The sequence below is a fragment of the Paenibacillus lentus genome, from assembly GCF_042714055.1.
Classification (GTDB): Bacteria; Bacillota; Bacilli; order Paenibacillales; family Paenibacillaceae; genus Fontibacillus; species Fontibacillus lentus_A.
Map to the genome: position 1 here is coordinate 358,058 of NZ_JBHGVC010000003.1, position 22,479 is coordinate 380,536.

General features: G+C 50.2%; 20 protein-coding genes. 19 read left to right on the forward strand and 1 reads right to left on the reverse strand.

The window, feature by feature from the left end; all coding sequences use genetic code 11:
- The first annotated feature begins 27 nt into the window (after positions 1-27).
- From ACE3MQ_RS08420 to spoVM, 17 genes are all read left to right on the forward strand, one after another.
- Complete coding sequence (locus ACE3MQ_RS08420) at positions 28-918, forward strand: YicC/YloC family endoribonuclease (protein ID WP_379392160.1); 891 nt, start codon at positions 28-30, stop codon at positions 916-918.
- Positions 919-971: 53 nt separating this feature from the next.
- Entirely contained in the window at positions 972-1,232 is a 261-nt protein-coding gene (gene remA / locus ACE3MQ_RS08425; RefSeq protein ID WP_019639066.1) for an extracellular matrix/biofilm regulator RemA, read from the forward strand.
- 11 nt (positions 1,233-1,243) lie between these two features.
- Positions 1,244-1,816 carry a guanylate kinase gene (gene gmk / locus ACE3MQ_RS08430; protein ID WP_379392161.1) on the forward strand — a complete coding sequence of 191 codons (573 nt, stop codon included), beginning with the start codon at positions 1,244-1,246 and terminating at the stop codon, positions 1,814-1,816.
- A gap of 53 nt (positions 1,817-1,869) precedes the next feature.
- Positions 1,870-2,094 carry a DNA-directed RNA polymerase subunit omega gene (rpoZ, locus tag ACE3MQ_RS08435; RefSeq protein ID WP_379392162.1) on the forward strand — a complete coding sequence of 75 codons (225 nt, stop codon included), beginning with the start codon at positions 1,870-1,872 and terminating at the stop codon, positions 2,092-2,094.
- A gap of 113 nt (positions 2,095-2,207) precedes the next feature.
- Positions 2,208-3,437 (forward strand): bifunctional phosphopantothenoylcysteine decarboxylase/phosphopantothenate--cysteine ligase CoaBC, encoded by a 1,230-nt coding sequence (gene coaBC, locus ACE3MQ_RS08440; protein ID WP_379392163.1) that lies wholly within the window; start codon positions 2,208-2,210, stop codon positions 3,435-3,437.
- On the forward strand, positions 3,437-5,974 hold the full coding sequence (gene priA, locus ACE3MQ_RS08445; RefSeq protein ID WP_379392164.1) for a primosomal protein N': 2,538 nt from the start codon (positions 3,437-3,439) through the stop codon (positions 5,972-5,974). Before coaBC ends, priA begins: the two co-directional genes overlap by 1 nt.
- Positions 5,975-6,093: 119 nt before the next feature.
- Positions 6,094-6,576 carry a peptide deformylase gene (gene def / locus ACE3MQ_RS08450; RefSeq protein ID WP_379392165.1) on the forward strand — a complete coding sequence of 161 codons (483 nt, stop codon included), beginning with the start codon at positions 6,094-6,096 and terminating at the stop codon, positions 6,574-6,576.
- Between the two features lie 7 nt (positions 6,577-6,583).
- Positions 6,584-7,525, forward strand: coding sequence for a methionyl-tRNA formyltransferase (gene fmt, locus ACE3MQ_RS08455; protein WP_379392166.1), 942 nt, complete (start codon positions 6,584-6,586; stop codon positions 7,523-7,525).
- Positions 7,522-9,021, forward strand: a complete 1,500-nt coding sequence (rsmB, locus tag ACE3MQ_RS08460; protein ID WP_379392167.1) for a 16S rRNA (cytosine(967)-C(5))-methyltransferase RsmB — start codon at positions 7,522-7,524, stop codon at positions 9,019-9,021. The genes fmt and rsmB overlap by 4 nt, the downstream gene beginning before the upstream one ends.
- Positions 9,022-9,275: 254 nt before the next feature.
- The gene (locus ACE3MQ_RS08465; protein ID WP_379392168.1) at positions 9,276-10,493 is read left to right on the forward strand and encodes an S-layer homology domain-containing protein; all 1,218 of its coding nucleotides are present in this window, start codon (positions 9,276-9,278) and stop codon (positions 10,491-10,493) included.
- Positions 10,494-11,072: 579 nt separating this feature from the next.
- Complete coding sequence (locus tag ACE3MQ_RS08470; protein WP_379392169.1) at positions 11,073-13,727, forward strand: DUF5704 domain-containing protein; 2,655 nt, start codon at positions 11,073-11,075, stop codon at positions 13,725-13,727.
- A gap of 194 nt (positions 13,728-13,921) precedes the next feature.
- Positions 13,922-14,968, forward strand: coding sequence for a dual-specificity RNA methyltransferase RlmN (rlmN, locus tag ACE3MQ_RS08475; RefSeq protein ID WP_379392170.1), 1,047 nt, complete (start codon positions 13,922-13,924; stop codon positions 14,966-14,968).
- A 9-nt stretch (positions 14,969-14,977) separates the two neighbouring features.
- Complete coding sequence (locus tag ACE3MQ_RS08480; RefSeq protein WP_379392171.1) at positions 14,978-15,748, forward strand: Stp1/IreP family PP2C-type Ser/Thr phosphatase; 771 nt, start codon at positions 14,978-14,980, stop codon at positions 15,746-15,748.
- Positions 15,745-17,907, forward strand: a complete 2,163-nt coding sequence (gene pknB, locus ACE3MQ_RS08485; RefSeq protein ID WP_379392172.1) for a Stk1 family PASTA domain-containing Ser/Thr kinase — start codon at positions 15,745-15,747, stop codon at positions 17,905-17,907. The genes ACE3MQ_RS08480 and pknB overlap by 4 nt, the downstream gene beginning before the upstream one ends.
- Before the next feature lie 37 nt (positions 17,908-17,944).
- Entirely contained in the window at positions 17,945-18,853 is a 909-nt protein-coding gene (gene rsgA, locus ACE3MQ_RS08490; protein ID WP_379392173.1) for a ribosome small subunit-dependent GTPase A, read from the forward strand.
- 4 nt (positions 18,854-18,857) lie between these two features.
- On the forward strand, positions 18,858-19,526 hold the full coding sequence (gene rpe / locus ACE3MQ_RS08495) for a ribulose-phosphate 3-epimerase (RefSeq protein WP_379392174.1): 669 nt from the start codon (positions 18,858-18,860) through the stop codon (positions 19,524-19,526).
- Between the two features lie 164 nt (positions 19,527-19,690).
- On the forward strand, positions 19,691-19,771 hold the full coding sequence (spoVM, locus tag ACE3MQ_RS08500) for a stage V sporulation protein SpoVM (protein ID WP_055107596.1): 81 nt from the start codon (positions 19,691-19,693) through the stop codon (positions 19,769-19,771).
- 153 nt (positions 19,772-19,924) lie between these two features.
- Here spoVM and rpmB read toward each other — a convergent pair whose 3' ends face one another.
- Positions 19,925-20,113 carry a 50S ribosomal protein L28 gene (rpmB, locus tag ACE3MQ_RS08505; RefSeq protein ID WP_379392175.1) on the reverse strand — a complete coding sequence of 63 codons (189 nt, stop codon included), beginning with the start codon at positions 20,111-20,113 and terminating at the stop codon, positions 19,925-19,927.
- 190 nt (positions 20,114-20,303) lie between these two features.
- On the opposite strand from rpmB, the gene ACE3MQ_RS08510 reads away from it, so the two are divergent.
- A complete protein-coding gene (locus ACE3MQ_RS08510) occupies positions 20,304-20,663 on the forward strand; it encodes an Asp23/Gls24 family envelope stress response protein (protein WP_379392176.1) in 360 nt (119 codons plus the stop codon).
- A gap of 15 nt (positions 20,664-20,678) precedes the next feature.
- Positions 20,679-22,451: a DAK2 domain-containing protein gene (locus ACE3MQ_RS08515; protein WP_379392177.1), complete on the forward strand. Its 1,773-nt coding sequence runs from the start codon at positions 20,679-20,681 to the stop codon at positions 22,449-22,451.
- Positions 22,452-22,479 lie beyond the last annotated feature (28 nt).

Consider the following 22,479-nt stretch of genomic DNA (forward strand, 5'->3'; position numbering starts at 1 on the left):
TACAATAGGGTAACGGATGTGATACCTTTGTCTCACAGTATGACAGGATACGGACAGTCCGCTAGACAATACGGCGGTTATGTTATTCAATTTGAAATTAAATCCGTCAATCACCGGTATGCCGAAATCGTTCTTCGCATGCCACGGGAGTGGACATGCTATGAAGACGGACTGCGGCGCCTCGTACAGCGCCATATCAAGCGTGGCCGGATTGATGTATACATTAGCAAAGAGCGTGAAGATAACAGCTCTTTGCCATTTGTATTGAACTCTTCCATCGTGCGGTCTTATATGCAGGCCGCTGAGGAGCTCAGCCGGGATTATGGCGTGAGCGCCAATTTCACGGCAAGGGACATTCTGACCCTGCCTGATGTGCTCACGGCTCCAGAGCTGACCAAGGATGCTCAGGCTTCCCGGGACGATGAATGGGAGAGCGTGCTGCAGGATGGTCTGGAAGAAGCGGTATCTGGACTTATGCGGATGCGGGAGATGGAGGGACTTCATCTCGTTCGCGATTTGGAGAGCCGGCTGCTGAAGCTGGATAATCTGCATTCAGAATTAACCCTGCTCGCTCCGGAGGTGGTGAGCGATTACCGGGCCCGGCTGCAGGGACGCCTTAGTGAGTTGTTTGAGGGCGCGCTGGATGAACAGAGATTCGCGATGGAGATTGCGCTGTTTGCGGATCGATCTAACATCGATGAAGAATTGATCCGACTGAAGAGCCACTTCGAGCAATGCCGCGGATTGCTGAATTCCCGCGAGCCGATCGGACGTAGGCTGGATTTTTTAATACAGGAAATGAATCGCGAAACCAATACGATCGGATCAAAGGCCAACCACTTGGCCTTAGTCAACCGTGTGTTGGAAATGAAGGCGGAATTGGAGAAGATTCGTGAACAGGCAGCGAATATGGAGTAACATTATACTCTACTTGCAAGCGAATCGAGAAAATTAGGGGGAACTACCTAACCATGGCAATTAAACTTATTAACATCGGTTTTGGAAATATCGTATCTGCGAATCGCATCATTTCCATTGTCAGCCCTGAATCTGCGCCTATCAAGCGGATTATTCAAGAGGCGAGAGACCGTCATATGCTGATTGACGCCACCTATGGGCGTCGTACCCGAGCGGTCATCATAACGGATAGCGACCATGTCATTTTATCGGCCGTACAGCCGGAGACGGTCGCGCATCGTCTATCCATCAAAGACGACGACAACGACGAATAATGGAGAGAACAATGGCAAAAGGGCTACTAATTGTATTATCTGGGCCGTCCGGAGTGGGGAAAGGGACGGTCTGCAATGAATTGAGACATCGTTTGCCTCAGCTTGTATATTCCGTGTCTGCGACGACAAGGCAGCCGCGGCTAGGCGAGGAGAACGGTGTGAATTATTTTTTCAAAACCCGTGAACAGTTTATGGACATGATTGAGAAAGACCAGCTGCTGGAGTATGCCGAATACGTCGGCAACTATTATGGCACTCCGCGAGATTTCGTGGAGCAGACGATTGAGAGCGGCAAGGATATCATCCTGGAAATTGAAGTGCAGGGCGCACTTAAAGTGAAAGAGAAGTTTCCAGAGGGAATTTTCGTGTTTCTTCTGCCACCTTCTTTGGATGAGCTAAAAGGGCGCATTCAAGGGCGGGGCACGGAGAATCAAGCGACGATCGATCATCGGATGTCGGTAGCTGCGGATGAAATTGCACTGCTCAAAAACTATGATTATGCCGTCGTAAATGACGAAATTGAACTTGCTTGCAAAAGAATAGAATCCATCATTACAGCCGAGCATTGTAAAATCAGGAAATAGCTGGAAACGACTTTGCTGTGATTCGATGAATAATTGAAGAGGTGTTGTTGAACATGTTGTATCCATCTATTGATAGAATGCTGGACAAAGTCGACAGTAAGTATTCGCTGGTTGTTGCTGCATCCCGCAGAGCAAGACAGCTTCGAGAAGGGGAGAAGAGCGAGCTGCAGCAGCCTAAATCCCACAAGCAGGTCGGCGTGGCGCTTGAGGAGATTTATGGTGACTACGTACGGATCAAGCGGGACGTTAACGGAGATTTCGTTACGGCCGACGAATAATTGGCATGGCCTCCGGGCTGCTTTAGAACACTTTTATAGTGTTATTTACGACAACCGCGAGGTTGTTGTTTTTTTCTGTAATGAATAGGAGCGGAAAGAGAGGGGATCATCTGATGTTAACTGGCAAAAAAATACTGCTCGGGATTACCGGGGGCATCGCTGCATTCAAGGCAGCGTCGCTCTGCAGCAAGCTCGTTCAGCAAGGTGCCGAAGTTCGCGTCATTATGACGGAGTCAGCGACCCAGTTCATTACGGAGCTGACGCTGCAGGCGCTTTCCAAGCATCCTGTCTACACGGATACGTTTGATGAGAAAAATCCGCAGGTCATCGCACATATCGATCTGGCGGATTGGGCTGATCTGGTGCTGATCGCTCCGGCGACTGCCAATATCATCGCTAAAATGGCCGTAGGGCTGGCGGATGATATGCTATCCACTACACTGCTTGCGACCGAGGCTCCCATCATGCTGGCTCCGGCGATGAATGTTCATATGTACACCCATCCGACAGTTACCCGTAATTTAGCGGAGCTTGTCGCTCGGGGAGTGCTGATGATTGAGCCGGGGAGCGGCCAGCTTGCCTGCGGTTACACGGGAAAAGGGCGGATGGAAGAGCCCGAGAATATCATCTCTGCGGTTGAAGCGTTTTTTGCCCGGGAGGAACGTGCAGCCAAGCGGCCGCTTGCCGGAAGGAAAGTAGTCGTTACGGCAGGGGGAACCGTAGAGCGGTTAGATCCGGTACGTTATATCACGAATGATTCGTCTGGCAAAATGGGATTTGCCATCGCTAATGCTGCCCTGGATTTGGGTGCAGAGGTGACGCTGATCACGGGGAGGACGGAGGTCTCTCCTCCGCTTGACCGGGCGGGGCTGACTCTTACTCGCGTGGAGTCTGCCCAGGATATGTATGAAGCGGTAAATGCGATTTGGGATGCTACGGACATCCTCGTTAAAGCGGCAGCCGTGGCGGATTATCGTCCAAAACAAGCAGCTGAACATAAGATCAAGAAGTCGGGGGACTCCATGACATTGGAGCTGGTCAAGAACATCGATATTTTGGAGACGCTGGGTCAAAAGAAAAAGGCTCAGTTCATGATCGGTTTTGCCGCCGAGACGGATCATCTTGAACAGCATGCCATGGATAAGCTGCTTCGTAAAAACTGTGATCTTATTATAGCTAACGATGTTACTGCAGAGGGCGCCGGATTTGGTTCCGATACGAATATTGTGCATATTTATGATGCAAATGGACTGGTAGAGTCCCTTCCGCGTTCGTCCAAGGAAGAGATCGGGCTGCAAATTATGGAGCTTGCCGCGGACCGTTTGACGGGAGAGTCGAAGTAATGTACAGAATGGCAAAAGTGATTGTCGATGTGCCGAGTCGGGAAACCGACCGGCCTTTTGACTATTTGATTCCTGAGTCGATGAGCGGCTGGATTGAAGTGGGGAGCAGGGTAGGAGTGCCGTTTGGCCGCCGAACCGTGCAGGGCTTCGTCGTTTCCCTTCATGAAGAGCTTGAAATGGAGTCGTCGAGGATGAAGCCGATCGATGAATTGCTTGACCTGCTTCCTCCGCTGCCTCCGGATTTGGTGAAATTGGCTGCATGGATGAGCCACAAATACGCCTGCAGCATGATCTCGGCGTTGCAGGCTATGATTCCTTCTGCCTTGAAAGGTAAAGCTGAAAGATATATTCACGTTGCTGATGAGCACCAGGAGGAAGAAGGGGAAACGACCGAGGCGGGCGTGCTGTTCGATTCGGGGGCGCTTCTCGGACAAGCCGAACGGGAAATTATCGCTTACGTCAATCAATCGGGTTCGGTGACGATGGCTCACTTGAGCGCTCGCTACCCTGGGCGGATTGAAGTGATTAAGGGCTTGCTAGGGCAAGGGGTTTTATTTGAGAGCCAGGCGATTAAGGACAGAGTCAGAAAGAAAACGATAAAAACCGTTGCTGCGGCTGTAAGCGGGGAAGCTGCGAAGCAAGCGCTGGCCTCGTTTGGGGGAAAGGCGCGCCGTCAACAAGAGGTGCTGCAATTTCTACTGGAAGTGGGCGTTCCTTTATCCATGCAGGAGGTGCTGTCCACGCTTCGGGTTACGGCGGGAACGGTCAAGAGCCTCGCGGATAAAGGATACGCGAAGATTGAGGATGTGGAAGTGTTCCGCGATCCTTATCAAGACCGCCGTTTCAAGCCTACCAAACCGCTGGAACGTACCCCGGAACAGGAAAACGTATATCGCCATCTGGCAGGAGCTTTGGATGCTCATCGGCATGGCGTATATCTCCTGCATGGCGTGACGGGCAGCGGGAAGACGGAGGTATATTTGCAGACGATTGAACGCTGCATTTCGCATGGCCGCCAAGCGATTGTCCTCGTCCCGGAAATATCATTGACCCCGCAGATGGTCGAACGTTTTAAGGGGCGGTTCGGCAGTAAAGTCGCAGTTATGCACAGTCGTTTATCTACGGGCGAACGCTACGATGAATGGCGCAAAATCCGCGAAGGCCGGGTACAGGTCGCGATCGGAGCACGTTCTGCGGTGTTCGCTCCATTTGCCGACTTAGGTCTTATCGTCATGGATGAAGAGCACGAAACCTCTTATAAGCAAGAGGAGACGCCGAAGTATCATGCCCGTGACGTGGCGGTGGAACGCGCTCGCCAGCATGGGGCGGCGGTCATATTAGGCTCGGCGACGCCCTCGCTGGAAAGCTACCACGCCGCCCGCTCGCAAAGCAATGATGAGTTTGCTCCGATCATTCTAGAGATGAACCAACGGCCTTCCGGCAGCCGCCTGCCTGGGGTTCAAATTATTGATATGCGCGAGGAACTGAGGGAAGGGAATCGCTCCATGTTCAGCCGGGCACTGCATCAGGGGATTGCCCGAAGGATCGAACGTGGAGAACAGACCGTGTTGTTCCTTAATCGGCGCGGGTACTCGACGTTTGTCATGTGTCGAACCTGCGGTTATGTGGCCGGGTGTCCAGAGTGCGACATCTCGCTCACCTATCATCAAAAGTCGAACAACTTACGCTGTCATTATTGCGGTTATGCTACCCCCGCCCCATCTGTGTGTCCCGAGTGTCAAAGTGAGCACATCCGTTATTTCGGAACGGGAACGCAAAGGGTGGAGGGAGAGCTGTCTAAGCTGTTCCCCGGGATTCGGGTCATCCGCATGGACGTGGACACGACCAGCGAGAAAGGATCCCATGAGCGATTGTTACAGGCCTTCCGGGAGAAAAAAGGCGATGTGCTGCTCGGCACGCAAATGGTTGCCAAAGGACTCGATTTTCCGGATGTAACGCTCGTTGGAGTTATTGCTGCGGATACGGCGCTGAATTTTCCTGATTTCCGTTCCGCCGAAAAAACGTTCCAACTGCTTACACAGGTGGCGGGCCGAGCCGGACGCCATCAACTGCCTGGCGAAGTTTATATTCAGACGTACATGCCTGAGCATTATTCGATCATCCATTCCAGCAGGCATGATTATCATTCCTTCGTGAGGGAAGAGCTTCAGCACCGAAGAACATTGCATTACCCACCTTATAGCCGTCTTATCCTAGTGACCCTTTCGCATGAACAGCTTCCTGTTCTGCTTCGGATGGCGGAGAACTTTGCCAGCGAGCTGAGAGGGAAGGCGCAGCGTCTAGGATGGTATGGCGATTTGGACAGAAGGACGCCGGAGGCGCTGGATATCCTCGGGCCTGTAGCTTCGCCGCTCCCGCGCATTAAGAACCGCTACCGATTTCAATGTATGGTAAAATATCGGGGAGGTCTCGATGCAGTAACTCTTGTCCGCGAGACGTCAGCGGCTACGATGGATCAATTGCGCGATGCATCGCTGCAAATTAGTATTGATGTCGATCCGCAGATGCTGATGTAAAATGAACTTATCCATGATAGAAAGTACGATCATGCCGGAGCATTGGTGTGGACAGTTGCATATATATTTTGTAAAGAACAGGTTAATCTAAGAAGAGGCAAGAGGAGGATGTTTCCAGTATGGCGATTCGGATTATTGTCCACGAACCGGATGAAGTGCTGCATCAGGTAGCCAAAGAAGTAAAGAAAATTACCCCTAACGTCCAGAAGCTTCTTACGGATATGGCGGATACGATGTACGATGCAGAAGGGGTGGGGCTGGCGGCTCCGCAAATAGGAATATTGAAACGGATGATCGTAATTGATGTCGGAGATGATCATGGACTGATAGAGCTTATCAACCCGGAAATTGTATCTTCGGATGGGGAGCAGTTTGGGCCGGAAGGCTGCTTAAGCATCCCCGGGTACCGCGGCGACGTGCGGCGGGCCATGGAGGTTACGGTCAAAGGCCTGGATCGTAACGGCAAGGAAGTTACCTATACCGGGACGGAGCTGTTGGCAAGGGCATTCCAGCATGAAATCGATCACTTGAACGGTGTGTTATATACGGATATCGCCGAAAGAGTGTATGAAATTACGCCTGAGGGCGAAGAGAAGGAGTGACTCGCTGTTGAATATCGTTTTTATGGGTACTCCCCAGTTTGCTGTACCGTCTCTCGAAGCGTTGCTCCGTGAGGGATATAACGTGGTTGGCGTAGTTACGCAGCCGGATCGGCCGCAGGGACGAAAAAGAATATTGACTCCTACGCCGGTGAAGGAGGCCGCACTAAAGCATGGGCTTCCCGTGCTGCAGCCACAGCGCATGAGAGCGCCCGAAGCGGTTGAGGAGTTGGCGGCATTGAATCCCGATCTTATCGTTACCGCGGCATACGGTCAAATTCTGCCGAAAGCCGTGCTTGACTTGCCGAAGCACGGCTGCCTGAATGTTCATGGCTCGCTGCTCCCGAAATATCGGGGCGGCGCGCCGATTCAACGCTCGATTATTAACGGAGAAAAAGAGACGGGAATAACGCTGATGTATATGGCTGAAGGATTGGATACCGGAGATATGATTGCGAAATCAGTCGTCCCGATTGAGGATGAGGATACCTCCGGCACGATGTTCGAGAAGCTGAGTCTGGCTGGAGCCGAGCTGCTGCTGGAGCAGCTTCCGCTTATTCTTGAAGGCCGGGCCGAGCGGATACCTCAAAATGATGCGGAGTCTACATATGCTCCTAATTTGTCGCGGGAGGATGAGCGGATCGACTGGACTTCATCTTCTCGGGCGATCTATGACCGGGTCAGAGGATTAGTGCCTTATTCCGGCGGCTACACGCTGTGGAATGACGAGGTCTTTAAAGTATGGGCTGTCGCTAAGCCTGCTGCAGCGGACAAGCAAGCTGGTGGGCAAGCTCCGGGTACAGTACTCCATTTATCGGAGCAGGGAATCGAAGTGAAGACAGGAGACGGTTCCGTGCTGTTAACGAAAGTTCAGCCAGCCGGCAAAAAGGCGATGGATGCCTCTGAGTTTATCCGCGGCGGGGTTATGCAGACCGGGACGGTTCTGACATGAGCAGGAATAAGGGAGGCCGTTCTCGGAACGGGACGCGAGGGCAGCATGGCAGCGAACGAGGCGCAGGATCTCAAGCAGGGCAGCAAAGCCCTAAGGGAGGCCGTCGCCAGCAGCATCAAGCTTCTGCCCGCGATACGGCGCTGCATGTGCTTACTGAGGTGGAGCAGGAGGGTGCATACAGCAATTTGCTGCTGAATTCTGCGCTGCAGAAGTCCGGTCTGACAGGCTCAGAAGCCGGGCTTGCGACCGAGCTTGTGTACGGCACGATTTCCCGCAGGAATACGATTGATTACTACCTTGAGCAGTTTGTGGCCAAGGGAATGGTAAAGCTCCAGCCTTGGGTGCGGAATTTGCTGCGGCTGAGCTTTTACCAAATTTTTTATTTGGATCGCATTCCTCCGCATGCCGCTGTCAATGAGGCGGTCAATATTGCCAAAAGAAAAGGACATCAAGGGATTTCCGGGATGGTTAACGGCGTGCTTCGGAATGTGCTGCGACGCAAAGAGGAGCTGAAGCTGCCGGAGGATTTGCCGCCAGTGCGCCGGATTGCGCTGGAGCATTCGCATCCCGAATGGCTGGTATCCAGATGGATTGAGCAGTATGGAGAGGACACAGCAGCGGCGATTTGCAAAGCCAACAATGAATCTCCTCCGGTTAGCGTAAGGGTCAATAGAGCACGGATCAGCCGGGATGAGCTCATGCATAAGATGGAAGAGCAGGGGCTGAAAGTGGCAGCCTCCGGGGTCTCGCCTGACGGAATTATCGTGAAGAGCGGGGGGAATATGGCTCTGACCGACTGGTACCGCGAAGGTTTATTGTCGATTCAGGACGAGAGCTCTATGCTAGTTGCTGAGGCCGTTGACCCCGAAACGGGAATGAGGGTACTGGATTGCTGCGCAGCCCCCGGCGGCAAGACCTGCCACATGGCCGAGCGCATGGAGGGCGGCGGTGAAGTCATCGCGAATGACATTCATCCGCATAAAGTAAAGCTGATCGAGGATCAGGCTGCCCGTCTGCAGCTTGGCAATGTACAGGCTCTATCGGGAGATGCTTTAGAGCTTGACACACGCTTTGCTCCCGAGTCCTTTGACCGTATTTTGCTGGATGCTCCATGTTCCGGCCTTGGCGTCATCCGGCGCAAACCTGATTTGAAATGGACCAAAACAGCGGAGGATATTAAGGAAATCACTAAAATACAGCGTGATTTACTTGATAGGGCAAGCGTACTTCTCAAGCCGGGCGGAGTGCTCGTTTATAGCACTTGCACGATTGAACCCAGCGAGAACGTAGAGATGGTAAAGCAATTTCTTGCTCGACATCCTGAGTTCGAACCAGCTCCGGAGCTGCCTGAATGGCAACGATTTAGCCGGGAGGCGGGCAGGGAAGATGGAGAAACCGGGAAAACCGGTGGAACTATCGGCTTACAAATCCTGCCGCAGCATTATCATTCAGACGGTTTTTATATCGTTCGTTTAACGAAACGCGTAAATGCCTAATTAACTCCTGGTGGAAAATGGGATTTACGTACCAGAAAATATCTTATATAATAAGGTGCAGATGAAGCACATCTCTTGAATCGCACGGAGCGATTAGAAGAGGTGTGCTTATTTTTTATAGACTAAATTCCTTAATTTATCAATTTATCCATTTGAAAGGAGGTCTTTAGTCCTGTGAGGTCGAAGTAAGAGGAGGGATACTATGGGAAAAGAACCTAATATTTCATGAAAATTAATAAGGAAGTGGGTAAAGGATGAGAAAGCAGATCGTGGTATTGGTGGCAGGCCTTATTTTTTCTATTCATGCTAGTTTTGTTGCGGAGACTCAAGCTGCCGGCACTGATTTTAAGGATGTCCAATCCAATCATTGGGCCAAGAAAGCAATTGAGACGGCGGTAGATAAAGGTTACTTTAAGGGTTACGCAGACGGGACGTTTAAGCCTAACGCTACCGTTACTCGTGCAGAGTTTGCGGCATTGCTGGCGCGTGTGTCGAAGGGGGAGGTGAGCGTAAATTCAACGGCGAGCTTTACTGATCTAGCTGGCCACTGGAGTGAAGCAGAGGTTAAACGCGCGATATCGTTTGGCTTCATCCAGCCAAGTGATTATCCTAATGGATTCAAACCGAATACCCCCATTACACGCTTTGAAATCGCGAAATGGATGGCCTCGGGTTTGGCTGTGGCAGATTCGGGTTATAAGCAGGCTTTGGAGGACACAAAGACAACAGTTATTCCGGTAAAGGAATATTTTAATCCGGGAATACCGGAGTCTAAATCGTCTTATATTGCTGTAGCTATGGGAACCAAGCTTTTAAGCGGTTACCCGGACGGTTCTTTTGGCATGGATAACAATGCAACACGTGCTGAGACGGCTACCATCTTGCTTAGTTTTAAAAGTGTTCGCGCTCAGCAGGCAGATCATTTCTTAGGGCTTCAGGAGCTGAGACAGGTAGGTACGGAACGAACCAACCTCGAAACCATTAGCCCTTTTACGACGGGAAATACGTCCTTTAATGATGTGGTGGATAAGACTTATACGTTTAAGAATAATGCCGGCACCTTGAAGCTTCACAATTATATTGTCGTAGATACGGAGGATTTCAAGGATATAAACAGTATTTATGCGCCGTTGTTTGTAGACGAGACGGATTATATTGAGCGGATTGATAAGCCTGGAAATTATCGTGTATTTATGCAAATGACTATTTATCCAAAGGCAAGTGAGTTTGATTTGGGAGATTATATGAATGGTGCTATGTCGCCTCTTTTAGGGAGTGGTAGGGTAGGAAATGAGAACCCCAAAAAATATGGTTATTTAACACTTCCTAATTTTGAGGCAAAAAAGTTTTTTGAAACTCATAACACTGTCGATGGAATAACACTATGGGTTAAAAGTAATATTACTCCTAATCTAAAATGGGACGAATTTAAAACGGATGACAAATCATATGTAATTACCAAAAAAAAATAAAATGAGGATGAAAACATGAAAAAATGGACGGCCGTTTTTTTAATAGTAGGCCTTATCCAAATGTCATTTTCTATTCTGTCACTTGCTGACGGATTTGAAAATGGTCATCCAACGGTAGGAATAGAGGTAACACCAGACGGACCTGTTTATATGCAAACAGTTAAGGTAGAAGTTAAGGGGAAGGCACTGGCTAGACCTAAAGTTGTATGGGTACAGTCAGATACAGATATTTGGAGAGCTACATTTGGAAATACAATGATAGAAACTGGTACTTACAGTAGTGGAGATAATGCCTTACCCCTTAAAAAACAAACTGAAGAAATACTAGATATGAGTCAATATGCTCCAGAGTCGCTGAGGGACTCGTCGGATAATACTTTTCTGAATACTTTTGTAAGAGCATTATCTATTGAGGATATGGAATGGAGATTAGAGGATAGCTCCTATGAACCAATCGGAAATAAACCAAGCTTTAACAGAGGAGAGATTTTAGCTAATGTCAAAGTATATACTGGCTATCCTTTAAACGAAACCCTTAAATACCAATATTCTGTTCGAGCTGATGGAGCACCCAAGTTCATGGCCGAATATTACATACCCATGGACGTTTTCTACACCGGATACGTGGTTGAAAAAAAACAAATTCGCGTATTGGAAAATGCCGCCTTACAAATAAACGAAACGAAAGATATGAAAGCCGAGGTTAGAACGTTAGAGTATACCATGTCGGACTGGAATGACAAATGGTTTAATGTCTCTACCGCAGCAGAAACAACTTGGGCATCCAGTAACGAATCAGTAGCTGCTGTAGATAACGATGGCAAAGTTACTGCGATTTCTAAGGGAACGACTACGATCTCAGCTACATGGAAAAAAGGGCCGTATTGGCTGAGAGGGACAGCCACGATTACTGTGGGCAATACACCAGCACCAGATCCTGACCCAGATCTTGATCCGGCAGAGCCTGGGGTGGTCTGTACGTCACCTTCACCAGGAAGATCCATAACGGGGGAAGATTTCAGCCCGAATGTCAGTGCGGTCATAAAGGCAGATTCCCGGGGAAGCGAGCGGTTTAATGTGCTCGACGGAATACCGACGACAGAAAGCCTATACGGAAATGTGTGGACAAAAAACTATTTGCATAAGTTCGGTTATCAGCAAATGACAGGGCAATGTACGTTTACCGTTGATGTGACCGTCCTGCCGCCCCCGCCGCCTCCGGATGAGGAGCCTGGCGAGCCCTCAACCGTGCAAGTCCAGGTAGATAAGGAATATTCCTATTGGATCATCTCATATGTTGAGGTCTATGGCATTAAAGAAGCCGCCTTGCAAAATTATGCTTTCGAGTCTAACGGCATCCGGATACCTCCTAGCGGGTACACTGCCCCTTATTACGCCACAGCACAGACCCATCACTATGAGCCTTCTTCCGTTCCGAGTGTCAGTGTCAGCCACAACGGGGATCCCGAAGCAGCCGCCCGATCAGCGGTAAGCGTCCAGGTATGGAACGATACGTTTACGTTCAATAACCAGACCCTCATGAGCGGGACGGTGACAACAGGAAGCGGGCCAGCTCCATCGCCGATCCCAACGGCTCCCGTAACGGGCGACAATATACTGTACAGTCCCGGACATGTCATTCCTATGACTAAGACGAATAGAGCCCAGCAGCCCAGCACCGGAACGGTGTATTATGTCCAAATCAGCGGCGCCGGAGAAAAGAACTATCCCATTTATGGCATCAACCCAATTACCGTACATACACCTGTAGTCATTTATCCCGACGTGTCGGATGATCGGGCACATAACCAGAAAACGAAGCCTGCTGCAGGGCGCTCTGCCGTGATCCTGGATCGGCCGTTTACGATTGAAATGCCGAACTCGGGGCAGCATACGAGTTATTTTGGCTACGGGAACCGCAATTACTTGAAATACATCGGCAGCAAGCAGGTCAGGTTTCCGTTTGATGTCTATAACGGCTCCAAAAATCAATTTTATCCGAAAAATACCTGGATCGAGGTTGAGAAATCCCAGGAAACATACCCTTTCTTCCTGCCGGTGTGGGTGGACGAAGGATTTTACGATGTCGAGTTCCGAACCATTGCGCATAATGCTCCTTCCGGGGCAAGTCACCAAATGAATGCCAACCTGGATTTGACCCGTCATATTGCCTTTGACACCGTGGCTGTAGATGTCATCGGACGAATCTATGATTTTCGAGTTACGGATATTGCCGATTACAACTGGGAAACGGTATTTCGAACGGCGAAGGGGAGCAGCCAGCCGACAGGAACCGCCTATTGGGTGGGGCTCAGCGGCATTGATGGGGCACCCCGAGGAATAACGCCCAAATTCACCCTGCCGATTCGCCCGGGAAGCCATCCTTTATATAAGAACGCCTCGATTAAGACAGGGTATCATTTCAAGTTCGATCTAAAGACAAAAGGAAATATGTTTGGGCGGGAGGATGGAATCAAAATTACGCCCAGCTTTTATTTCATCAGCGCGGAGGATGGATCTCGAACGCCCGTTGACCTGTATTACCATATGAGCGGTAAAAGCTATGTTAAAGTAGGTTCCCCCAGTGACCAAGTGGCCCGGTACGTCATCCTGAATGAGCGCCTGCGCAATGTCCCTGTAGAGGAGCTGACAGATACGGCCCTCTATAAATACGACCATGAATACACATTTGACCAAATCGCCAGCATCGGGCGCCCGCAATTTGTGAACCATTATATCAACATAGCTGCGAAGCGCAAGACAATGGTCGGCAGCTTAAGCTTGCTTCGTCTTCCGGAAGGCGTCCGAACCCTGATCGGGCCGAAAGGGAACAATCCGGCAGGGGTCGACCCGAGCCGAGTCAATGCTGCCGTCCAGAAATGGTATGGCGAGTACAGCCTGCCTGCCGATCTGTACGCGGTAAAAACCGGGACGAATGTCGCGGATTATGGACGAACTCACCGGGGGCTCACGGACAAGTCGCCGATCTTTTTGAAGAACGGTTATATTGTAGTCAATTTTAACCTGGAAACGGTACAGGAAGGCAAAGCCGATGAGCCGCATTTGCAGTATATCCATGGGCCGCTGATAAATCAGTGGCACCAGATGGAGGGCTTTGCCCGCAGCGTGACGGATCCCTTCGGGGTGACCTACCGGCTGCAGGACGGGGACGTCGTATTGTATCATGCCAACCTCTCTAGCCGCGATGATTTTAGCCCGATGGTCACGCATTAATTTTATAGTTAAATAGTCTTAGCCGATCTTCGAGCCGGTTCACCGGAGAATGCTCGGCTTTCTTTTTTCGTCCATATGGAAGCTGGCAGGAAGGCTTGAAACTTGTCGCACTTTAGTGTAAAAATGATTTGTGCTAAAATAGGAAGAATGAGTGGGCAGCTGCATACGATATACTATAGGACAGGTGTGTGAAGATGAAACCTTTTATATACGATTATACTTTTGAACAACTGCGAGAATGGGCCGTTGAGCAAGGAGAGCCTGCGTTTCGCGGAGGGCAAATCTTTGATTGGCTCTATGTAAAGCGTGTAAACTCTTTTGAGGAAATGACTAACCTGTCAAAATCGCTCCGCCAGAAGCTGGATGATCAGTTCGCTTTTGTCACGTTGAATGAGATCACTAAATTCGAATCGAAGGACGGAACGGTCAAGTTCTTGTTTGGACTTCATGACGATCACGCCATTGAGACGGTTATCATGAAGCATAACTACGGCAACAGCATATGCGTAACGACGCAGGTCGGCTGTAAGGTCGGCTGTACGTTCTGTGCTTCTACGCTCGGTGGATTAAAGCGGAATCTCACCGCAGGAGAGATCGTCGCTCAAGTCGTGCAGGCCCAGAAGATTCTCGACGCTCGCGGCGAGCGGGTGAGCAGCATCGTTATTATGGGAACCGGGGAACCGTTCGAAAATTATGATGCCACGATGAACTTTTTGAGAACCATGATTCATGACAAGGGCTTGAATATCGGACAAAGGCATATTACAGTATCGACGAGCGGAATCGTTCCGAACATTTACAAGTTCGCGGATGAAGAAACGCAAATTAATTTGGCGATTTCCATTCACGCGCCTAACGATGCACTGCGTTCTAAATTGATGCCGGTAAATCGCCGTTTTCCTTTTGACGATGTAATAGAGGCGCTGCGTTATTACTTGGCCAAGACCGGGCGTAGAATTACGTTTGAGTATGCATTGATTGGCGGTGTCAACGATCAGCCGGAGCATGCGGAAGAGCTAGCCGGAGTACTCAAGGACATGCTCTGCCATGTGAATTTGATTCCTGTCAACCACGTGCCGGAGCGAAAATATGTCAGAACCTCAAGAAATGATATTTTTCAGTTTCAGCGTATTTTGGCGGATAAGGGCATTAACGTTACGATCCGCCGTGAGCAAGGACATGATATTGCAGCGGCCTGCGGCCAACTGCGAGCGAAGCATATGGAGTCTGGTGCGAGGTGATCTGGTTCGATGAAAATGGTGTATGTAAGTGATGTTGGGCGCGTTCGCCCTGTGAATGAGGATAGCGCCTGGGTTTCCTGCCTTGAACAGGGATATACGTTAGGCATTGTCGCCGATGGCATGGGCGGTCACCAGGCAGGGGATACGGCCAGCCAGTTGGCGATAGAGACGATAACTCAGGATATCGTTTCCTTGGCCCCGGGCCTATCTGTACAGGCATGCGCCGAAGCGCTGAAAAAAGCGATTTTACATGCAAATGAAGTTGTTTTCCGCAAAGCCTCAGAACATGATGAATACCACAACATGGGTACGACCGTTGTTGCCGTGCTTCTCAGCGGCCAGGAAGGGGTCGTCGGCCATATTGGCGACAGCCGGGCATACCAGTACCGGCAGGACGATCTTATTTTGCTGACGGAGGATCATTCGCTGGTGAATGAGCTTGTCAAGAACAAACAGATCAGCGAAGAGGAAGCCAGTGTGCATCCGCGGCGTAATGTGCTGACGAGAGCGCTGGGTACGGATGCCAAGGTAGAGGTCGATTTAGACCATATTATTTTAGAAGCCGGGGATATTCTGCTGCTCTGCAGCGATGGACTCAGTAACTATGTAACAACGGAACAAATGACCCTTACGCTGGGATTGAACGATCTCTCCTTAGAGGATCGGGCTAATCGCCTGCTTCAGCTTGCCTTGAATGCGGGTGGCGACGATAACATTACCGTTGCCCTGCTTGAACAACAAGAACTATCCGGGTCAAGCATAAAGGAGTGGAATTCATGATCGGACACGAATTGGGCGGCCGTTATCAAATTATCGAACGAATTGGCGGCGGAGGAATGGCGCTGGTTTATAAAGCGCATGACATTCTACTCAATCGCAATATAGCGATTAAGGTGCTGCGTCAACAATTTGTGAACGACGAGGAATTTATACGCCGATTTCGGCGGGAAGCGCAGTCCGCTGCGTCTTTGTCGCACCCGAACGTAGTGAGCGTCTATGATGTAGGACAGGAAGATGATATTCATTATATTGTCATGGAATATGTAGAAGGCCAGAATCTGAATGAAATTATTAAGGAGCGTGCACCGCTGCAGGTGGACGAGGCCGTTCGCATTGCATCGCAAATCGCTGATGCGCTGGATCATGCCCATCATAACCAAATCATTCATCGCGATATTAAGCCTCATAACATATTAATCGGCCGGAATGGCCGGGTCAAAGTAACCGATTTTGGTATTGCCCGTGCAGTTACGTCAACGACGATTACACAGACGGGCTCCGTCGTAGGCTCGGTGCATTATTTTTCCCCGGAGCATGCGAAAGGAGTAGCCACGGGGGAGAAATCGGATCTGTACTCGCTGGGTATCGTGCTGTATCAAATGCTGACGGGGCGTCTTCCCTTCCTCGGAGAAAGTCCGATCAGTGTTGCTTTAAAGCACTTGCAGGAGCATTTTGAGGAGCCGCGTTCCGTGAATCCGATGATTCCGCAAAGCGTCGAGAATATTATTTTGAAATCAATGCGCAAAAATCCGGGTGAACGCTATCAGTCCGCCAAAGAAATGCTGCTTGATTTAGAGACGTGCCTGCTGCCTGAACGACGTACAGAATCCAAGCTACTATTTATGGATGATGATGACGAGGACAGCACCCGGATCGTTCCGGCGATTAAACCTCAAATGACATCGAACGCTAGAAGCGGTTCCAAGCTGTCCAGGGATTCGCAGGCGGATGAAGATAAGCAGGAGCCGAAAAAAAGTACGAGCTTCTGGTCTAAACCCGTTTTGTGGGTAAGTCTGACTGTATTGCTGCTTGTGGCGATGGCAGGAGTCGTGTGGTATGTGAACAAGACCTTCACTGTGCCTGATGTAAAGGTTCCGAATGTCATTAATTTGAACGAAGATGAGGCAACACGAACTTTGCAGGATAACGGGTTGGCTGTCGGTGTTGTAAAACCGGAATACAAGGAAGGCTTTGATGAAGGAATCGTTTATGATCAGAGCAGGCCGGAAGGCGCAGTGGTTAAGGAAGGCGCAATTATAGATTTAAAAGTAAGCACAGCCAAGCCGCTGGAGAAAATGCCGCCCCTTACTGGAAAGACTTATCAGGAAGCCGTGGCCGAGCTCGTTCAGGCCGGGGTCGATAAGGATCGGATCAGCCAGACTGAGGAGTTCAGCGAAGAAGAGGTAGGCAAAGTCATCGGCCAAAGCCCGGATGCAGAGTCCGAATATGATCCCGCAACGGAAAGCATTACGCTTAAAGTGAGCAAGGGCGTTAAGGAATTTAACATGCGCAACCTGATAGGTATGAAACAGGAAGAAGCGGAGGCCGTAATCAAGGAGCTAGGCCTGAAGCTAGCCAAGGACGGCATCAAGACGGAGCCGAGCTTTGAAAGAGAAGCAGGCGAAGTCATCGGGCAATGGCCGTTCGCGCCGAACAGCTTGGCTACGCCGGGAACCGAAATGGTGCTGACGGTAAGCTCGGGTTATCCGCCGGAAGCCATTACCTACACATTTGAAGTTCCAGCTGCGCCAGTAGAGGAAGGCAAGAACAGCAAAATTCGCATCGTTTACGGAGACGCACGGGGTGATAACAGAGAATGGGGCACGAAAACGATCAATACGACCCAAACCTTCTCTGTAGACCTGGTATTGGCACCAAACAAAAACGGCGCGGTCTCTGTCATCCGGGACGGCGAATTGTTTGATACCTATCTTGTTTCCTATATTGATGCCAAGCAGGGAACGGTTCCTGTACCACAGCTTCCGGGAAATCAATACGAGGAGAACTCTTACAATGACTGGGAAGAGGACGGGATTGAAAACCCGGACACCGGGTGGATTGATCATGGAGCTGTAGCGCAGGCGGCAAAAGACAATAAGAACAAGAACAACGGCAAGGGGAATGGAAAAGGGAATAAAAGTCGAAACGGCAGTTACTAAACAATAGACAGACAGAGACGAAAGTGAGGCCGGCAGCATGCCTGAAGGTTTAATTGTTAAGGCATTAAGCGGATATTATTATGTAAAGCCCCTAGCCTCGGCAGAGGAGAATACTCTCCAATGCCGGGGCCGCGGCATTTTCAAGAAAAAAGGGATTACTCCGCTTGTAGGCGATAGGGTTCTATATACGCCAACCGAGAACGGGGAAGGCACGGTGGATGAAATATTGCCTCGGGAAACGGAATTGATCCGTCCGCCCATTGCTAATGCCAGGCATGCGGTTCTGCTATTCTCGGTGAAGGAACCGAACCTCAACCTGCAGCTGCTGGATAAATTCCTCGTACATATCGAGCATGCGGGACTTCGTCCGCTCATTTGTCTGACGAAGGAAGATTTGCTGGATGAGGATGCAAATGAAGAGGATCGCGATTTAACGAGGCAAGTGAGAGAGATCTACCGGAAGGTTGGTTATGAGGTCGTCGTAACGAGCTCCTTGACCGGAGCCGGAACAAATGAGGTCAAGGAGCGGCTGGCTGGCGAAATCAGCGTGTTTGCCGGGCAATCCGGCGTGGGCAAATCATCCTTGCTGAATGCGATGCTGCCGGGATTGTCCCTGGAAACGAGCGAAATAAGCTTAAAGCTCGGCCGCGGCCGCCATACGACGCGCCATGTGGAACTGATCGAGCTGGATAATGGGGGGTACGTCGCAGATACTCCCGGGTTCAGCCAGCTGGATTTCCTGGAGCTGGGCATCGAGGAGCTCTCATCCTGTTTTATCGAATTCGGCGACTATGCGGAGCAATGCAAATTCCGAGGGTGCAGCCATTTGCATGAACCGGGATGCCAGGTTAGAGTCGCGGTGGAGGCAGGCGATATTATGGCCTGCCGCTACAAGAATTACGTGCAATTCTATGAAGAAATGAAAGATAAAAAACGGAGGTACTAACTTCATGAAGAAAATCAACATAGCACCGTCTATTTTGTCTGCAGACTTTGGTAAGTTGGCTCAAGAAGTAGCTGAGGTGGAGAGAAGCGGAGCCGACTGGCTTCATGTCGATGTCATGGACGGCCATTTTGTACCTAACATCACGTTCGGGCCGCTGGTGCTGGGAGCTGTTGCCCCCCATACGAAGCTGCTGCTGGACGTGCATTTAATGATTGAGCACCCGGAGCGATATATCGATGCATTCGCGAAGGCTGGAGCGAACCTGATTACGGTTCATGCCGAGGCCTGCGTTCATTTGCACAGCGTCATCCAGCAAATAAAAAGCTTGGGCATTAAAGCAGGGGTAGCGATTAATCCGGCAACACCAGCAATGGCTGTTCGCGAGATCATCGAGGATATCGATCTTGTTCTTGTCATGACCGTGAACCCGGGGTTCGGTGGACAAGCCTTCATCCCAGGGACACTACGCAAAATATCACAAATCGCCGAGTGGAGAGAGCAGTTGGGATTAACGGGGCTGCATATTGAAGTAGACGGAGGAATTACTGCCGCTACGGCTCCGCTCGTCGTTGAGGCAGGAGCAGATGTGCTTGTTGCCGGGAGCGCCGTATTCGGCCATAAGGATCGCGCCGCTGCGATATCCGAGATCCGTGACAGCGTGAAGCGTTTCTAGTGAATCATCTTATCAGGTTGGTATAGGGATGGGCTGTTTCGCATACAATGGGTTACATGAGCAGGGTTCTCATGTAACCTTTTTTTTGTGTCCTCAATACACGGGAAGCAGACTTGGAACATAGACTATAGGTGAAGGCATGAGAATGATGGGGAGGGTGAAGGATGAAATTTTATACATTCAAGCTGCCTAAATTTTTGGGTGGATTCGTCAAAGCGGTATTGAACACGTTTCAGAAAAATTAGGGGAAGGGCATGCGCCAAGTCAAAGCGGGAAGGACGCGGCCCAATTCCCGCCTGTCACGAGGCGTCCCTCACCGGGCGGAGCAGGTAGCGGGGCACAAAAAAAGCACCTCTATTTAGAAAAGGTGCTTTTTGTCTATATACTTATTACAACCCTTATGCGCGAGTTACTTTACCGGATTTCAAAGCCCGGGTGCTAACGTATACGCGTTTCGGTTTACCGTCTACAAGAATACGGACTTTTTGTACGTTCACGCCCCAAGAACGCTTATTGTGATTGTTTGCGTGGGATACATGGTTACCTGTGCTTGGGCGCTTGCCTGTCACATAACATTTGCGAGACATTGATTACACCTCCTAATTACAACCTCTTAAAACAACACTTATCTATAATATCACAGTAAAAAAAGCGGCGTCAACCAGTGACTTAACTTTATTTCTAGCTTCATTCCTCTTCTTTTATTTATTTCTCTTTCTTCTTATAGTACAATGTTGATTAGTCCATAATAATTTTGGGGGAGGAGTGGATGCGGACGTGGCTATCGAATTAAATACGGAGTATGGGGCAATCCATATTTCCGAAGAAGCAATAGCGATAATCGCCGGATCGGCCGCCATGGAATGTTATGGATTGGTAGGAATGGCAAGTCGCAAACAGTTCAAGGACGGTTTCGCCGAATTGATTGGGCGAGAGAATCTGGCCCGTGGTGTGGAAGTGAACCTGGAGAATAATCAATTGTCGATTCATCTTTTTATTATAGTTAGTTATGGCACGAAAATTTCCGAGGTCGCACACAACATACAACAAAAAGTGAAATATGTACTAACCGAAGTCGTTGGACTTGAAGTGGCGTATGTCAACATCTCGGTTCAAGGCGTACGTGTATCAAGCTAGGAAGGGGAATTTTCATTGAGTAAGCGTTCTCTGAATGGAACAGATTTTACCGCCATGGTACTGGCCGGGGCGGAGAGGCTTCACCAGCATGCCGAGCATGTCAACTCCCTAAACGTGTTCCCGGTTCCCGATGGAGACACCGGAACGAACATGAATTTGACGATGACTGCAGGCGTGACTGAGTTGAAAAACAATGGTACTGGAGGCATAGGCACCCGGGCGGGCGTGTTGTCGAAAGGTCTGCTGATGGGCGCACGCGGCAACTCGGGCGTTATATTATCCCAGTTATTCCGCGGGTTTGCCCGCTACGCAGCTTCTTACGAGGAATTGAATACGATTCAATTTGCCGCTGCATTGCAGAGCGGAGTGGATACCGCTTATAAAGCCGTTGTTAAGCCCGTAGAAGGGACGATCCTTACCGTTGCCAAGGAAGCGGCCAAGCATGCCGTGTTTTATGCCAGACGGACGACGGATATAACGGAGCTGATGACGGAGGTGCTGGCCAAGGCCAAGGAAGCGTTGGCTCATACGCCTGAACTGCTGCCTGTTCTGAAGCAGGTCGGTGTCGTGGATTCCGGTGGACAAGGACTAGTATATATTTATGAAGGATTTTTACAAGTATTGACAAACGGAACCGGAACCGTGCCGACGGCAGCGCCTGTACAGGGACAAGCTGTTACCGCCAATGAATCGGCTTCTGCGGCGCCTCGAGTTGCGCCGGATGCTCCGATTTCCGCTCAGGCTAGACTGGAGACGGAGGATATCGAGTTTTTGTACGACATGGAATTTTTCATCAATCGTACGCTGGGTGAGGCCAAAGATACGCCATTTAACGAAGATCAGTTCCGGGAAGCGCTGTCAAAAAATGGGGATTCCATTATCGTTATCGCTGATGATGAAGTCATCAAGGTACATGTGCATTCCAAAGCGCCGGGCGAGGTGTTGAATTTAGCTCTGCGTCATGGAGAAATTACGCAGATTCACATTTTGAATATGCGAGAGCAGCATCGCGATTTGTTGTCTGCTGGGATGGATGCGGCTCCGATGCCGGAATTGTTTGCCGATATTCCGGCGGAGAGCCTGCGTCAAGCTGAACGTGCAGAGATGCCGGCGGATGAACTGGCGCCTTATGGTTTTATCGCCGTAGCTTCGGGGCAAGGCATATCCGATATTTTTACCAGTCTAGGCGTTGATGTTGTTTTATCTGGAGGCCAAACGATGAATCCGAGCACAGAGGATTTCGTGAAGGCCATTCATTCGATTTCGGCTCAGCATATATTTGTTCTGCCGAACAATTCGAATATCGTGCTTGCCGCTCAGCAAGCGCGTGATCTTCTGGAGGGCGAGCGCGAGGTTACGGTCATTCCAAGCAAGAGCATCCCGCAGGGAATCGCCGCTGCATTCGCATTTCAGGAGGAAGAGAGCGTCGAGTCGAACAGTGATAGCATGATGAACGCCGTTCAGCATGTGAGGACGGGGCAGGTCACTTATGCTGTCCGCGATACGGTGTTTGATGATCTGGAGATTACGGCCGGACACTATATCGGTATCGCCGACTCCAAAATTGTAGCAACGGAAGCAGGGCTGCTGGAGACGAGTCAGGTTCTGCTCTCCAGAATGCTGGAGGGCGGCGATGAGATCGTAACGATTCTTGTCGGCGAGGAATCTACGCCTGAGATGACGAATACACTAGTAGCCTGGATCCATGAGAATTATCCCGACGTCGAGGTGGAAACCCACAGCGGCGGTCAGCCGATATATTATTATTTATTTTCTGTAGAATCTTAGGCTATGCCTAGGAACGACAGGGAGAGTT

Excerpts from the sequence above, each read along its gene's own strand:
- remA (WP_019639066.1), top strand. The coding sequence starts at position 972 with ATGGCAATTAAACTTATTAACATCGGTTTTGGAAATATCGTATCTGCG.
- gmk (WP_379392161.1), top strand. The coding sequence starts at position 1,244 with ATGGCAAAAGGGCTACTAATTGTATTATCTGGGCCGTCCGGAGTGGGG.
- rpoZ (WP_379392162.1), top strand. The coding sequence starts at position 1,870 with ATGTTGTATCCATCTATTGATAGAATGCTGGACAAAGTCGACAGTAAG.
- coaBC (WP_379392163.1), top strand. The coding sequence starts at position 2,208 with ATGTTAACTGGCAAAAAAATACTGCTCGGGATTACCGGGGGCATCGCT.
- priA (WP_379392164.1), top strand. The coding sequence starts at position 3,437 with ATGTACAGAATGGCAAAAGTGATTGTCGATGTGCCGAGTCGGGAAACC.
- def (WP_379392165.1), top strand. The coding sequence starts at position 6,094 with ATGGCGATTCGGATTATTGTCCACGAACCGGATGAAGTGCTGCATCAG.
- rsmB (WP_379392167.1), top strand. The coding sequence starts at position 7,522 with ATGAGCAGGAATAAGGGAGGCCGTTCTCGGAACGGGACGCGAGGGCAG.
- ACE3MQ_RS08465 (WP_379392168.1), top strand. The coding sequence starts at position 9,276 with ATGAGAAAGCAGATCGTGGTATTGGTGGCAGGCCTTATTTTTTCTATT.
- ACE3MQ_RS08470 (WP_379392169.1), top strand. The coding sequence starts at position 11,073 with ATGGCCGAATATTACATACCCATGGACGTTTTCTACACCGGATACGTG.
- rlmN (WP_379392170.1), top strand. The coding sequence starts at position 13,922 with ATGAAACCTTTTATATACGATTATACTTTTGAACAACTGCGAGAATGG.
- ACE3MQ_RS08480 (WP_379392171.1), top strand. The coding sequence starts at position 14,978 with ATGAAAATGGTGTATGTAAGTGATGTTGGGCGCGTTCGCCCTGTGAAT.
- pknB (WP_379392172.1), top strand. The coding sequence starts at position 15,745 with ATGATCGGACACGAATTGGGCGGCCGTTATCAAATTATCGAACGAATT.
- rsgA (WP_379392173.1), top strand. The coding sequence starts at position 17,945 with ATGCCTGAAGGTTTAATTGTTAAGGCATTAAGCGGATATTATTATGTA.
- rpe (WP_379392174.1), top strand. The coding sequence starts at position 18,858 with ATGAAGAAAATCAACATAGCACCGTCTATTTTGTCTGCAGACTTTGGT.
- spoVM (WP_055107596.1), top strand. The coding sequence starts at position 19,691 with ATGAAATTTTATACATTCAAGCTGCCTAAATTTTTGGGTGGATTCGTC.
- rpmB (WP_379392175.1), bottom strand. The coding sequence starts at position 20,113 with ATGTCTCGCAAATGTTATGTGACAGGCAAGCGCCCAAGCACAGGTAAC.